The organism is Halosegnis marinus, assembly GCF_029338355.1.
Taxonomy (GTDB): domain Archaea; phylum Halobacteriota; class Halobacteria; order Halobacteriales; family Haloarculaceae; genus Halosegnis; species Halosegnis marinus.
Genome location: NZ_CP119802.1, coordinates 190722 through 205129, shown reverse-complemented (window position 1 = coordinate 205129; position 14408 = coordinate 190722). Strand labels below are relative to the sequence as shown.

Genomic DNA, 14408 nt, shown 5'->3' with positions numbered 1-14408 from the left:
GTGTAAAATAGCTAAGGCTTACAAGTACGTAGGGACGCAGACCTGTCATGAGGACGCAGGCGGCCGTCGCCATCTGCGTGCTCCTCGTCACGCTCCCGGCCATGGCGACGGCGTCCACCCCCCAGAACGACCCCCCGCTCCCCGACGCGGGTCTCGATCAGACCGTCCGGCAGGGCGCGAGCGTCGCGCTCGACGCCGGCGGCTCGCGGGACCCCGACGGCGAACTGACCGACTACGCGTGGCGTATCGAGGCGCCCGACGGGACGGCGGTGTCCCCCGACTGCGCGGGCTGTGCGCGCACGTCGTTCGTCGCCGACTCCGTCGGCACCTACACCGTGACGGTCACGGTGACGGACGACGACGGCGCCGCGCGCTCCGATACGCTCTACGTCGCCGTCGAGGCGCCGCCCGAGGGACCGAGCGTCTCCCTCTCGGGCGAGACGACACCGACGGTCGGCGAGCGCGCGACCTACACCGCCGCCGTCGCCGCCGGCGACGCCCCCGTCGCGTCCGTGACCTGGTCGCTCGACGGCCAGCGCCTCGCCCGCCGCGACACGGGCACAGGGCCCGACACGCTCTCCCGGGCCTTCGATTCCTCCGTCCCGCGCACGCTGACGGTGACCGTCCGCGACGAGAACGGCCGGACCGCGACGGACACCCTCGACGTGACGCCCGCGGAGCCGACGGGGACGCCCTCGGCCACGGCCGAAACGAACACCGACCCCGCTCCGACCACGTCCGACTCGCGGACTCCGGAGCCGGCACCGTCCCCATCGCTGACCCTTGACGGGCCGACGACCGTCCTCGCCGGCGACGCGGCCGACTACACCGCGACGACGGGCGCCATCCCCGACGGCGCCGCGATTCGGTGGGACGGCGCCGGCAGCGGCACCCGCGTCACCCGTACCTGGGCGACGGCCGGCACCTACACCGTCTCCGCGTCGACGAGCGCACGCGGCGAGACCGCGAGCGACACGCTCACCGTCGAGGTGCTCGACCCGTCGCTGGAGATAGAGGGACCGACCGAACTCCACGCCGGCATGACGGGGACGTTCGCCGTCCAAGGGAACGACGTCCCCGACGGCGCGACGCTCTCGTGGGACGACGGCGGGACCGGCGCGACGGTCTCCCGGACGTGGACCGAGCCCGGCAACTACACCCTGACAGTCACGACGACCGTTCGCGGCCGGGTCGTCTCCGACACCCACACCGTCGAGGTCGTCCTGAACACGACGGACCGGAACGACCCGCCCCGCGTGGATATCCGCGACCCCGGCGATATCTCGCCCGGCGAGGAGGTGACGCTGACGGCGGAGGCCTCCGACTCCGACGGCCGGGTCGTCGATGTCGAATGGACGCCGGGTCGGACGGTTACGGTCCCGGAAGCCGGCGGGGACATCGTCGTGGTCGTCAACGTGACGGACGACGACGGCGCCTCCGCGAGCGACAGGATCCGACTGAGTACGACGGAAGGCGGTTCGATAGTTCGGCAAACAGATGTTCGTTGCTTCTACACCGCCCCGTCCCAGCGGGAACGGAACGCCCCCTCCGGTGGCTGCCGTGCCTCGTGGGGTGAATCGTGGACGCAGCAACAGGTCGCGCTCGACTGGTCCGGAACGGTCGGTGACTACGACGTCACGTGGGTACGGACCGACTCCCAGTGGAACAACGAGACAGAGACGGGAGCGGCTTCGGACCCGGCCCGAGAGTGTATGGCCTGTAACGGTCTCACGGACAACGAGCCGGGGTCGAACCCCGAAGTATCCGAGCGGACCGACCCCACGAGCGATGCCAGCGACCCGCTCGACCCGTACAGCAGGAACGGAGAGACCGTCCGTAGTGACCTGACCGGCGACGGAACGATCAATATCATCGACTGGAACCGCCGGTTCGACAACGACGGGGTGAACGGTTCCGGCAGCGATACCGCCGCTCCGGGCGGCGGGACCGGAAACCAGCTCCGCGGTGCGAACGGGCGGACTGCGGACACGACGGCGGAACCCGCGAGCGACGAACACGGGGGTTCCGCCGCTGCGACCAACGACCCCAGCGGCGTATTGCAAGGTGGGTCCGGTCGAACTGTCGGCGAGACGGCGCCGACGTCGCCCGACCCGCCGGACGCGACCCCGGATGCCGCTTCGGCCGACCCCGGCGGCACGAACGGACAGCGGGACGCCGACACGAGCGACGGCAGCGTCAGCCGCTCGGCCGACCAATCGACGGACGACTACCGCGAGGAGTTCACCGCGCGGCTCTCGATATGACGACCCCCCAACAATGACCGATACCACCCCCACCCGACGACGGTTGCTCGCCGCGACCGGCGGCGTCGCTGCCGTCCTCGCCGGCTGTACCGACACGACGGCCGACCCGACCGACGGGCTCGAAACCGAGACACATACGACCACCGCGACTGACGACCCGACTGCGACCGCGACACCGACGGTCCCGGGTACGGCGCGTGACGCCCTCGCCTCCGCCCGAACCGACCTCCGCGGAGCGTTTCGGGACCTCCGTGGGGCGAACCTCTACGACGTCGAGAACAGACGGATCCCGATCGACTTCGAATCGCTTGACGCCTTCGAACCGGAGCCAGTCATCGCCGCCGCCGAAAGCGCGGCCGAGGCGGCCCGCACGGCGAAGGAGGCGGCCCCCGAGTCGACTTCGGTGCGGGGCGACGCGAACGCGCTGTTGAGTGGCACCGTTATAGCCCGTGGTGCCGCGAACCTCGTGCCAGAGGTTTACCTCTCGTATCACGGCGTCTGGGCCGGGCTCCGGTCCTGGCAACAGGGGAACACCCCGGAGGCACTGGACTACATCGACGACGTCATCTCCACGCCCGAGCGGTGGGAAGGTCCCGCTGAGGAGCTCCACGACGGCGTATTGAGCCTGGAGGCTACCGGCTCGCCCGACGTCGATGGATTCCGGCCGACGAGGTGGGAGCGGGTCGACGTGCTCGCTCGGGAGGCACCGTGGGAGTTCAATAAGCTCGGTCTCGCCGAGCAGGGGTTCACCGCGGGCGAGGCCGAACTAGAGGCCGGAATCCGGCGCTTCGAGGAGGCGGACTGGGAGGGTGCCGCAAGTCGGTTCGAGACCGCACAACCGCTGTACTACCGCGCGTACGAGAACGCCGCGGCGCTACGGAACAACGACCCGTACGGGTTCTTCCGGGCGCTTTACGACCCATATTTCTGTCGCGGGAGCGGCAACCGCCGCGGCAGTCGCTACTTCGAGCAGGCCGTCCGCGCGTACGCCGAGGGGGACGACGAGTACGGTGCCGAACGGGAGCAGGCGGCTCGCGACGAGATGATGGAGACCGCGGCCAACTGCCCCCGATTCCCCACCTCTCGATGACGATGGACGCGCTCGTTCGAAGACGCGACGCCGGCCGGCTCGCCGTACCCACCGTAGGTGTTCCTCCGTGACCGGACGAGGATCCGGCGGTATCCGGGGTCGCGGTCCGCAACACGACGGCCGGAGCGGTCTCGTCCGGCTCCTCTTCGCCGTCGCCGTGGCGACGGTGTTCGCCGCCGGCCTCGTCCAGTTCGGCGTCGCGGGCGCGATAGTCGAAGGTATCGGCGACTCCGTCCGGACGCCCGCCTCTCCGACGACGTCGCCGACGCCGTCCGACCACCTCGACACCGACGGCGAGTGGCGGTTCGGCATCGACCGCGACCTGCGGGCGCCCTACACGTCCGTCGACGTCGAATCGAGGAACGTCCACTTCACACAGCTCGAAACGATGGCGTTCGTGAACGCCCAGCGGGCCGAGCGCGGTCTCGATCCGTTGTTCTGGAACGAACGGCTGTCGCAACTGAACCGTTGGCACGCGCGACGGATCTACGAGGGGCAGGGATTCGCTCACGTGAATCCGAATACCGGGCGAAATTGGGGCGAACGCGCCGAGTGGGCCGGATACCCCGCTACCAGTAGATGCGATGTTTACGGTGAAGTAATCACCACCGGCGGTTACTCTCCCGGTGTAACCCACGTCGAGCGGAACGCCGCCATAATCGTGGAGGCGTGGATGCGGTCCGAGGGCCACCGTGAGCAGATCCTCCACGAGCGTTACGACGTCGGCGGCGTCGGTCTCTTCGTCGGCGAGGGCGGGTCGCGCGTCGCGGTCATGACGATGTGTGACCGGCGGTACCTCTCCGAGGAGGCTCTGGACCCGTCTGACGCCCGCTTCCGGAACAACGAGACCGTGATTCCGTACGAGGTCGCGGTCCGGGACGGCGCGTGGGACCCGACGGGTAATCTCACCGAGACACCGACGAACGAGTAGCGTCCGGTCAGTCCAACCGTTCCGCCGCGTCCCGCTCCACCAGCGGCCCCGCGTTCTCGGCGGGGAGCGTCACCACGTCGTCGCTGGAGAGGTCGTATGACCGCTCGTCGACGCCGAACACCTCGCCGACGTCGCGGGTAATACGCACCGTAGTGCGCTCGACCGACGCCTCGCCCTCCGTCGCGTCCTCGGGCGGTGTCTCGTGCGTGTCCGGCGGTTCGGGAGCGGTGTCCGACGCGCTCGCGGCGACGACCTCGGGCGGGGTCGGCCGGTCGTCGTTCCCGTCGCCCATCATGTCCGCGGCGCTGACGCCGTCGTCCCCGGTCGGTTCGGGCGATGGGTCGAGGCCGAGTTCCGCCGCGGCGTCGGGCTCCGAGCGGACCGTCGTCTCGGGCTCCGGGGCGTCCCCGGTCGGCTCCGGGTCGGGGTCCGCCGTCTCGGCGGCCGGGCCGCGGGCACACGAGAGGTCGGAGCCGTCGCCCTCGAGCACGCCGTCGAGGACGCGCTCGCGGTTCCGTTCTATCTCCTCGACGAGGTGGTCGAACAGTTCGGCCTCCTCGTCGGTGAGCCCCTCGTCGTCGGCGGGCATCCCGGCGGCGGCGATGGAGGCCGTCTTGACGACCTTGCCGACCCGGCGCTCGTAGATGGCCTCGACGGTGGACTTGGCGGTCTCGATGTCGTCGGTGAGGCGGCGAACCTCGGGCGAGGCGAACGGGTCGTCGGCGCGCTCGGCGGTGCGGTCGCGCTCGCGGACCAACTCCTGGATGAACTCGCCGGCGTCCTGGTAGAAGGTTGGCCGGAGGTTCTGCAGGCCGCTGGCCTGGCGTTCCCGGCTCTGGATGCTCTGGAGTTCGTCGAGGTTCATTCTGCCACCTTGCGAGCGCGCCCGCGTGCCATCAGGAACACGCCGAGCGCTTCTTGGACTGAACGCTCACCCTCCGCCACCGTAAACGTATCGCCGTCGAACTCCGTCGGCCCGGGGTCGGTCACCGCGACGCGTATCTCGTGGCCGCGGAACTGCTCGGGTATCGCGTCCGCCAGCGGGTCGAAGTCGTCGAGCGCGTCCCGCTCGATGGGGGTGACGACGAGGCCGCTCCCGCCGTGGAGGCTCCCCGGCAGGCGGATGAGGCGGTTGATGTCGGTCGTCACCGGCTCGTCGATGGGGGCGCCGTCCTCGTCGAGGGCCCGCTCGAACAGTATCTTCGCGACGGAGACGACCGCCGGGTGGACGTCGAGGTTGCCGGCGGCGAGTTCGTCGTAGTTGTCGCTCGCCGCGCGCCGAATCGCTCCCGCCTTCCCCTCGCCGACGCGCGGGAACTCCCGGAGCCGTTCGAGCGCCTCCTCTTCGGGCAGGTCGCGTATCTCGTCGACGAGGTCCATCAGCCGCCGGTGGACGCGCGCGCCCCACCCGCCGTCCGTCGGGAGCGTGCGCTTCTGGGCGGGGTTCTTCAGGCCCATCCCCGCGACGGCCTCGGTGTCGACCACGTCCGCGAACTCGATGTCCGGGCCGCGGACGTACTCGACGATCTCGTCGCGCTGGTCGCGGCCGAGCTCGAGGACGCCCTCGTCGCGGACGTGGACGTGGTAGCCCCGCCCGCCCGAGAAGACGACATCGAGGTCCTCGAAGCCGAAGTCGCCTTCGAGGAAGTCGAGCAGGTCGAGCAGCGCGTTCTTACACTCGCGGAGCATGTCCGCGTAGCTCGTGGCCTCGGGGTCGACGCCGGGCAGATGGTCGGCGTCGAGGTCGAAGACGAGGTCGGCGGCGCGCCACCCCTTCTCCGACATCCGGGAGGCGCCGGGGTCGCGGTAGCGGCCCGCCGAGTGGTAGACGTGGCGGGGCTGTTCGCGCGCGAGGAAGTCGACGAGCGAGCCGCCGCCGGCCACGTCGAGCCACGACTGGTGGCGAACCATCGTCGTGCCCGACCCGGCGGTGAAGGGGATGTGGCCCCACTCGCGCTCGTTGGCCGCGGGCGGCCCCTCGATGCCGCTCCGGCGGTAGTAGTCGCCGAACCGGCCCCGGAGGTACTCGCGCGTCCGCTCGTCCATGACTGTGGAGCGAAGGTGGACCGGGGGCAAAAGCGTGTCCTTCGGCGCGGCCTACTCGGCTTCCAGCGCGTCGAACTTCTCGAGGTCGATGGTCTCCTCTAAGAGGAGTTCCTTCTGGTCGCTCACGTCCACCTGCTCGCGCGCGAGCTTCTTCAGCTTCGACTGCGGGGCGAGGTCGCCGATGAGGACGCCGCCGACGACCTTGCCGTCCTTGAGCGCGACGCGGCGCCACTCGGTGTCGGAGTACTTCCGCTCGGCGTCGTCGTCGCCCAGCGTCGGGTGGCCGAAGGAGAGGAACGGGAAGTCGAAGTGCGTGATGGAGTACGAGGAGACCCACTCGAACGTCTCCTCGGGCTCCGCCCAGTCGCCGACCATGTTCTGCCCGGCGATGGAGCCCTGCTCCTTCGCGGAGCCCCACGCGCCGTTCTGTGCGCGCTCGCCGAGGATGACGTCGTGGAACTGCGTGATGTCGCCCGCGGCGTACACGTCCTCGACGTTCGTCCGCATGTGCTCGTCGGTGACGACGCCGTAGTCGAGTTCGAGGTCGGTGTCGCGGAGGAACTCCGTGTTGAAGTCCAGGCCGATGGCCGCGCCGACGAAGTTCGCCTCGAAGCGCTCGCCGTTCGGGTCGACGGCCGCGGTGACGTGGCCGTCCTCGTCCGTCTCGAAGCGGTCGACGCCCGAGTCGAACACCGGCGTCACGCCGATGTCGCGCAGCGCGTCGTGGATTATCTCCGCGCCGTCCGGCGAGAGCGCGTAGCGCCACCAGCACTCGCCGCGCATCAGGTAGTTCGCTTCGAGTCCCTGCGCGCCACAGATGGCGGCGAGGTCGATACCGAGCAGGCCGGCGCCGACGACGACGCCCGTCTCGGAGTTCTCGGCGTTCTCCTTGATGGCGCGGGCGTCCTCGAACGTCCAGAAGTGGTGGACGCCGTCCGCGTCGGAGTTCTCGACCGGGAGCTGGGTCGGCGTCCCGCCCGTCGCCACGAGGAGCTTGTCGTACTCGTACACGTCGCCCGCGTGGGTGTGTATCTCGTGGGCGTCCGTGTCCACGGTGGTGACGTGGGTGTTCAGCTGGAGGTCGATGTCCCGCTCGGCGTACCAGTCCGGGTCGTGGATGGAGATGGGCGCCTCGGGGAGTTTCCCCTTCGCGAACTCCTTTATCAGGATACGGTTGTAGAGGGCCTCGCCCTCGTCCGTGATGACGGTAACGTCCGCGTCCGGGTCCGCCTCCCGGACGGTTTCGGCGGCGGAACTCCCGGCGATTCCGTCGCCGATGATGACGTGCGACGCACTCATAGCGGCGACTTGGAAAGCGCCACTAATGTGAATTGCTATCTGCGTGTGCCTCCGGCAATCGCCGAGGCCGCGGGATTCAAGCGGTTCGCGCCCCGAAAGCAGAGTATGAAGCTCCGGCAGAACGTCCGCCACTGGGCCGCCAAGAAGGCGCTCACCACGCCCGTCATCGGCGATATCGCCAACGACAAGCTTGTCGACCTCCACACCCGCATCTTCCTCGGGAAGGCCGACGAGGCGCGCCGCGACGAGCGCGAGGCCCACCTCGACGACTTCTTCGACGCGACGATGGACACCTACGTCGCCGCGCTGGAGGCCGGCTACACCGAGGCCGAGGCCCGCGAGGTCACCCACATCCAGGCGAACTTCGACTTCTTCACCCACGGCTGGGCAGAGATGATGGAGTTCCCCGCCGACGAACTGGAGGAACACTACCGCCGCTACGAGGACTTCTTCTCGACGCACGGCATCACCATCGACGACCCCCTCGGCGAGTTCCGACCCGCCGACGGCATCGCCGACGCCCCCGCGACCCCGGAGGCGCTCGATGAGGGCGAGTTCGAGAACGCCGTCGCGGGCTTCGCCGACGACGTGTACGTCTCGGACGGCGACGACCTCGTGAAGGGCGGCAACGCCGTCGAACCGGACGACGACGACGTGGACGTGTCGGCCGCGCCCGGCTTCGAGGACGACGGCGAGGACGCGACCGCGGACTGATTCCTACCTCCGATTTTCCGCCACCAGGTCCGCGGCCTCGTACCCCGCGACGATACCGCCGTTGAGCGACCGCTCGGGGTACTGCGCCCGCGAGGCCATCCCGGCGTAGTAGAGACCGTCGGCCACCTCGTCGCCGAGGTCGTAGGGGACGACCATGTCGAGGTAGCCGCGCTCGTAGATGGGCGCGGTGCGGGGGTTCCGGGAGACGCGGAAGTCGGTCACCGCGTCGCGGGAGAACTCCGGGAACATCTCCTCGACGCCCGAGAGCCAGTGTTCCTCGAGTTCGTCGTCGTCCATGTTCCACAGCGGCTCGTCGGTGTTCTGGACGTAGCTGGCACAGTACAGCAGGTGGTCGCCGCCGTACCGCTCGGGCGGGACGAAGTTCGTGTGCTCGATGAGCGCGCCGAACGGGGCCTCGTCCGCGATGTTGAGCCAGTAGGTGTCCGTGACCGCCTCCTCCATCGTGACCACGGCACACACCGACCCCTGGAAGTCGATGTCGCAGGCGTAGCCCGTCCAGCGTTCGAGCAGGTGGGGCATCGTCGTGACGACGGCGTCCTCGACGGCGTGTTCGGTCACGTCGCCGTCGCGTTCGACGGTCAACGACTCGACCGACTCGCCGAACCCGATGTCCTGTACGCGCGCCCCCGTCACGACGTTCTCCCGGCCGACTTCCTCGACCAGCGCGTCGAGCAGAACCGCGAAGCTCCCCTCGAAGTAGCCGAGCTTCTCCCCCTTCGTCAGGTCGCGCTCGCCGCGGAACTTGATGCGGCCGAGCAGCCACGCGGCCGACACGTCCTCGGCGCGGGAGCCGAACTTCGCCCGCAGGAGCGGTTCGAAGAAGTAGTCGTACACCCCCTGCGTCGTGTGGTCGAGCAGGAACTCCTTGATAGGGACGTGCTCGAACGACTCGAGGTCGTCGTAGGTGTCGAACGAGGGGAGGCCGCCCCGCACGTCGATGCCGAGCGTCAGCATGCCGAGCCGGAACTTGTCGTAGAAGCTCAGGTACGGGTACGCGGCTATCTCCCACGCCGTATTGAGCGGGTGGACGACGCCCTCGACGTAGTAGGAGTCGTGGCCCCACCGCCACTCCAGCCGGTCGGCGACGCCCAGCTCCTCGGCGAGCTCGACGATGGTCTCCTCGGTCGCGGAGAGGTGGTGGTAGTACGCCTCGATGGGGTCGCCGGCCGTCTCGTAGGTGGCCGCGAGCCCCCCTACGGAGTCGGAGGCCTCGAAGACGGTCGGCTCGTAGCCCGCCTGCTGGAGGCGGTAGGCGGCCGCGAGCCCGGCGACGCCGCCGCCGACGACTGCGATCATGGTGGCGAATTCGCCGTCGCGTCCATGGGTCTTTCCATGTCCGAACGGGCGCGAAGCGACCTTGAAACGCTTATACCCGTGGCCGTGTGATGCCGGACACATGACCGACGACGAGACGCCGGAGGAGTTCTACAGCGAGGAACGCTGGAACAACTGGCTCGACCGGCTCCGCGAGGAGGACATCGACCCCGAGAACGAGGACTCCGCCCGTCTCCTGCTCAATCTACAGGACGACGCCGCCATCGCCGTCGCGAAGATCGTCACCGCCTACGACGAGGGCGTGCTCGGCGAGGACCCGGCGCTCGACGAACTCGAACAGTTCGCCGCCGTCGTCCTCGGCGAGGTCGACATCGAGGACGAGGACAAGGCGATGCTCGTGGACTCCGTCCAGATGGCGCTCCACTGTGTCGCCGCCGCCGCGGAGATGTTCGTCCTCGACGGCGCGCCCGAGAAGGGCACCGTCGGCGCGAACATCGACGCCGCCGTCGAGGCGGAGGCCGACGAGGAGTTCGACACCGCGTTCAACTACTGCGCGCAGGCCGGCACCATCATCATCGCGGGCGCGGACACCGACGTGAGCGCCATCGCCGCCGACCTCGAATACGGCTACGTCGCGGAGTGGGTCAACGGCCTCGACTCGCTACAGGACGCCCTCTCCGACCCCGAGGTCGTCGAGGAGGACGCGTAGCCGCCGCCCACGACGCTTTTACCTCCCGACGCCGAAGCACGGACAACATGTTCGGCACCGACGAACGGGGGCAGGCGATTCAGGTCGGTGCCGTCATCCTCTTCTCGTTCGTCGTCATCGCCTTCTCGCTGTATCAGGCGAGCGTCGTCCCGAGCCAGAACACCGCCATCGAGGTCCAGCACAACGAGCGCGTGCAGTCCGACATGCTGGACGTGCGCAACGCCGTCCTCTCCTCGGTGTCCTCCGGTGCGAACCCGTTCGTCGAGGTGGGGCTCGGCACGCAGTACCCCGCCCGCGCCCTCGCCATCAATCCCGCGCCGCCGTCGGGACTCGTGCGCACGACCGACTCGTCGCCGGTTACCGTCCTGGAAGGCGGTCCCGGCGGCACGAACGTCTCCAACGACGTCTGTCCCGGCACCTCCGCGCCGCGGTCGCGCCTGCTCACCTACGAGCCCACCTACAACTACCTCGACGCCGAGTCCGTCTTCGTCGAGAACACCGTCGCGTTCACCACGACCGGCGACGACCCGCTCGTCCTCTCGGGCCAGCGCTTCCTCGTCAACAACACGGTGAACCTCGTCCCGATGCGCAACGAGTACCAGCAACAGGGTACGGGAAGCGCGAGCGTCGAACCCGTTCCGGGCGGCGTCGTCACCACCACCGTCTCCGACCCCGTCATCGAGGTGCCGACGGAACTGGACACGACGACGTGGCAGGAGATACTCGGCGACCAACTGGAGAGCGGCGAGAGCGCGGCCGTTACGGGCGGCGACACCCTCCGCCTCCAGCTATCCGGCGACTACGAGATCGTCTGTGCCCCGGTCGGCATCAACGGGCCGCCGCCGTCGGGCGCGCGTTCGAGTAGTCTCACGCCGGGTGCCGGCGATGGCGGTAGCGATGTGAACCCCGCGGGGGCGAACAGCGTCGTTCTCACCGGCGTCTCGACCGACGGTAACGACGTCGTGAACGCTACGTTCGAGAACACCGGGGACAGCGCCGTCACCATCGACCGTGCCCGCGTCCCGTTCATGTACACGCCGGACAAGAACAACGTCCCGTCGTACACGCTGTTGAACGGGAACGCCGACGACAACCTCACGGTCCGCGAGAACTTCGAACAGGTCGACCAGAACATCACCATCCCCGCCGGCGGAACGACCAGCCTTCGGTTCGAGTTCGACCAGAACGTCGGCGACCTGTTCTTCGGGTTCAGCGCGATCTACGAGAGCGGCGTGAACTACCGCTACTTCATCGACGTCCGGTCGGATTCCGCGACGGGAGGGGATGGGAGTGGGGGCACGAGCACGTCCGCCGATAGTATCGAGTACAACGGCGACGGGGGAACCACCGGCCAGAGTAGCCAAGTGCAGTTCTCCGTGCTGAACAACGGTAGTTCGGATGTGGAGATCACGGGTGTCAGCGTGGACGCACAGTCGACGAAGTCCGTCTACGAGCAAAGCGGCGGGAGCGATGCCGGGCAGAACGAAGTGTACATCGACTCTACCGACAGCGGCTACTACGAGGCCGGGCCGTCGAGCGGACAGGAAACGAACGAACTCACCAACGGGCAGACCGTTTCACTCACGGACGCCGCAACCGTCGGGGCCGGGAGAAACGCGACCGTCACGGTTTCGTTCTTCCGGAAGAACAACGGAGACCGCGTCGACGTCACCGGCAAAACCGTCACCGTCGTGTTGGAGTTCGCGGACGGGACGTCCGAGACGATAACATTCATCGGATGACCGACACCGATACTCGCGCCCAATCCCAACAACTCGGCGTCATCCTCCTCTCCGTCATCGCCGTCTCCGTCGTGAGCGCGGTCGCGGCGCCACTGGTCCTCGACGTCGACGCCTCGACCGGGCCCTTCGTCGGCGCGGAGGTCTCGTCCACCACCGACGCCGTCACCGTCGTTCACGGCGGCGGCGATTCGGTTCCGGCCGCGGACGTGACCGTCGTCGTCGCTACGGCGAACACCACGGAGCGGGTCGCGCTCAACACGGTCGCGGGCGAGCGGTTCGCGCCGGGCGACGCGGTCCGCATCGACCTCGACCCGGCGGCCGCGGCCGGGTCGCTCGTGCGCGTGCAGGTGGTCCACGGGCCGAGCGGCGAGGTGTACTTCTCCGAGAGCGTGTACGCGCGGGGGGCGACGCCCGAGGGGACGCCGCGGCCGTCGGCCACCCCGACGCCGACCCCGACGCCGACGGCCACATCGACGCCGACCCCGACCCCGACTCCCACGCCGACGCCGACACCGACTCCCACGCCGACACCGTCGGACACGACGCCGCCGACAGCCGACCTGACGGCGACGGTCGACGGCCGTGGCGCGAACGCCGACGCGGTTCGGTTCGACGGGACCTTCGGCGACGACGTCGTCTCGGTCACCTACGTCGCCTTCGCCGAGCAGCGCGACGGGGTCGTCACCGTCGAGCGCCGGGAGGTCGCTCGCGAGTCGGTCCGCGCGGCGGAGACGACGACGCTGTCGCTCGGGGAGGTCAAGGTCAACGACCCGCGGCGGGAGACGAACGGCGTCTACGTCGAGGTGACGGTGCGCGACGCGGCCGGGAACGAGCGCACCTACACGGCGTTCCTCGACGGCACGGGGGACACGGCCCCGCTGACCGAGTAGTTCGACGCAGTTCGACACACGACGAACTCGTCGTCGTCAGGTCCTTATACCGGGACTACGACCGGCAGGTATGAGCGACGTCGGCATCGACGCGGTCGAAATCTGGACCGGGAAGCTGAAACTCGACCTCGCGGAGACGTTCGCCCCGGAGAAGGGCGACGACCCCGCGAAGTACACGAAGGGGCTCGGCCTGTTCGAGTCGTCGTTCCCCGACACCTACGAGGACATCGTCACGATGGGCGCGAACGCCTGCAAGCGGCTGATGGAGCGACACGACCTCTCGCCCGACGACGTCGGCCGCATCGACGTGGCGACGGAGTCGTCGTTCGACAACTCCAAGCCCATCTCGACGTACATCGCGGGCTGTCTCGAACAGACGTTCGACGGCGACTTCCACCACGCCAACAAGGGGGAGCGGAAGTTCGCCTGCGTCGCCGGCACGCAGGCCATCGACGACGCGTACAACTGGATCCGTGCGGGCCGTAACCGCGGCCGGTCGGCCATCGTCGTCGCGACGGACACGGCGCTGTACGCGCGCGACGACCCCGGCGAGGCGACGCAGGGCGCGGGCGCGGTGGCGATGCTCGTCTCCGAGGACCCGGACCTCGTCACGCTCTCGGACGCGCAGGGGTACGGCAGCGCCGACGAGACGGACTTCCTCAAGCCGAACCAGCAGTTCCCGAGCGTGGACGGCAAGCGCTCGGTGCAGGTGTACCTCGCCCGGATGCGCGAGGCCGTGGAGGACTACGAGTCGGTCGCCGGCGACCTCCACCCCGACGACTTCGTGTACGCGCCGTTCCACACGCCGTTCCCGGGGATGGTGCGGAAGGCCGCGCTGCTCGCCTACCGGCACATCACCCGGGACACGGAGATCGAGGAGGAACTCGCGGACGCCATCGGGATGCAACCCCGGCGCGAGGAGTTCGACGACGACGAGGCGTTCTCCGAGGCGGTCAGCGCGTACACGGACGACCTGAAGGGGACGGACCGGTACGCGGCGTGGTACGACGCCACCATCGACCCGACGCTCGACATCTCGCGGCGGGTCGGCAACTGGTACACCGGGTCGGTCCACATCGCCCGCATCGCGGGCCTGAAGCGCGCGCTCTCCGAGGGCCGCGACATGACCGGCGAGCGCATCTTCGTCGCCTCCTACGGCTCGGGCGCGCAGGCGGAGGTCCACCACGAGACCGTCCAGCCCGGCTGGGACGAGGAGATAGCCGGCCTGAACATCGACGAGCAGGTCGCCGACCGCTACGACCTCACCTTCGAGGAGTACGAGCGCGTCCACGCCGCCCACGACCACTCGAAGGACCGCGACTTCGAGGAGTTCACGGCCCCCGAGGACGAGTTCGTCTTCGACGGGTGGGGTCGGATGGGCGAGCGGAAGTACCGCTACGTCGAGTGAAAAACTAAGCCCCCGCGTC

At 69.0% G+C, this 14408-nt stretch carries 12 protein-coding genes; 8 read left to right on the top strand and 4 right to left on the bottom strand.

Translation table 11 applies throughout. The annotated features are described in order from the left end of the window. The first annotated feature begins 47 nt into the window (after window positions 1-47). The 3 genes from P2T37_RS01170 (at window position 48) to P2T37_RS01160 (ending at window position 4285) form a co-directional block, all read left to right on the top strand. On the top strand, window positions 48-2264 hold the full coding sequence (locus P2T37_RS01170; protein WP_276234906.1) for a PKD domain-containing protein: 2217 nt from the start codon (window positions 48-50) through the stop codon (window positions 2262-2264). A 13-nt stretch (window positions 2265-2277) separates the two neighbouring features. After that, window positions 2278-3354, top strand: a complete 1077-nt coding sequence (locus tag P2T37_RS01165; RefSeq protein ID WP_276234905.1) for a hypothetical protein — start codon at window positions 2278-2280, stop codon at window positions 3352-3354. 67 nt (window positions 3355-3421) lie between these two features. Continuing rightward, complete coding sequence (locus P2T37_RS01160; RefSeq protein WP_276234904.1) at window positions 3422-4285, top strand: CAP domain-containing protein; 864 nt, start codon at window positions 3422-3424, stop codon at window positions 4283-4285. A 7-nt stretch (window positions 4286-4292) separates the two neighbouring features. Here P2T37_RS01160 and P2T37_RS01155 read toward each other — a convergent pair whose 3' ends face one another. Genes P2T37_RS01155 through P2T37_RS01145 form a run of 3 tightly spaced genes read right to left on the bottom strand, consistent with a single transcriptional unit; the run spans window position 4293 to window position 7630 of the window. Beyond that, window positions 4293-5150, bottom strand: a complete 858-nt coding sequence (locus P2T37_RS01155) for a hypothetical protein (RefSeq protein WP_276234903.1) — start codon at window positions 5148-5150, stop codon at window positions 4293-4295. Continuing rightward, entirely contained in the window at window positions 5147-6331 is a 1185-nt protein-coding gene (gene priS / locus P2T37_RS01150) for a DNA primase small subunit PriS (protein WP_276234902.1), read from the bottom strand. The genes P2T37_RS01155 and priS overlap by 4 nt, the downstream gene beginning before the upstream one ends. Window positions 6332-6382: 51 nt before the next feature. Beyond that, entirely contained in the window at window positions 6383-7630 is a 1248-nt protein-coding gene (locus P2T37_RS01145) for an NAD(P)/FAD-dependent oxidoreductase (protein ID WP_276234901.1), read from the bottom strand. 105 nt (window positions 7631-7735) lie between these two features. Between P2T37_RS01145 and P2T37_RS01140 the strand changes: the two genes are divergently transcribed. Continuing rightward, window positions 7736-8344 (top strand): DUF6149 family protein, encoded by a 609-nt coding sequence (locus P2T37_RS01140; protein ID WP_276234900.1) that lies wholly within the window; start codon window positions 7736-7738, stop codon window positions 8342-8344. A gap of 3 nt (window positions 8345-8347) precedes the next feature. Here P2T37_RS01140 and P2T37_RS01135 read toward each other — a convergent pair whose 3' ends face one another. After that, window positions 8348-9661: an NAD(P)/FAD-dependent oxidoreductase gene (locus tag P2T37_RS01135; RefSeq protein ID WP_276234899.1), complete on the bottom strand. Its 1314-nt coding sequence runs from the start codon at window positions 9659-9661 to the stop codon at window positions 8348-8350. A gap of 100 nt (window positions 9662-9761) precedes the next feature. On the opposite strand from P2T37_RS01135, the gene P2T37_RS01130 reads away from it, so the two are divergent. The 4 genes from P2T37_RS01130 to hmgB all read left to right on the top strand — a co-directional run bounded on the left by P2T37_RS01130 (window position 9762) and on the right by hmgB (window position 14389). Beyond that, window positions 9762-10349, top strand: coding sequence for a DUF2150 family protein (locus P2T37_RS01130; RefSeq protein ID WP_276234898.1), 588 nt, complete (start codon window positions 9762-9764; stop codon window positions 10347-10349). A gap of 47 nt (window positions 10350-10396) precedes the next feature. Further along, window positions 10397-12091: a hypothetical protein gene (locus tag P2T37_RS01125; RefSeq protein WP_276234897.1), complete on the top strand. Its 1695-nt coding sequence runs from the start codon at window positions 10397-10399 to the stop codon at window positions 12089-12091. Beyond that, window positions 12088-12981 (top strand): hypothetical protein, encoded by an 894-nt coding sequence (locus P2T37_RS01120; RefSeq protein WP_276234896.1) that lies wholly within the window; start codon window positions 12088-12090, stop codon window positions 12979-12981. The genes P2T37_RS01125 and P2T37_RS01120 overlap by 4 nt, the downstream gene beginning before the upstream one ends. Window positions 12982-13051: 70 nt before the next feature. Beyond that, window positions 13052-14389 carry a hydroxymethylglutaryl-CoA synthase gene (hmgB, locus tag P2T37_RS01115; protein WP_276234895.1) on the top strand — a complete coding sequence of 446 codons (1338 nt, stop codon included), beginning with the start codon at window positions 13052-13054 and terminating at the stop codon, window positions 14387-14389. Window positions 14390-14408: the final 19 nt, after the last annotated feature.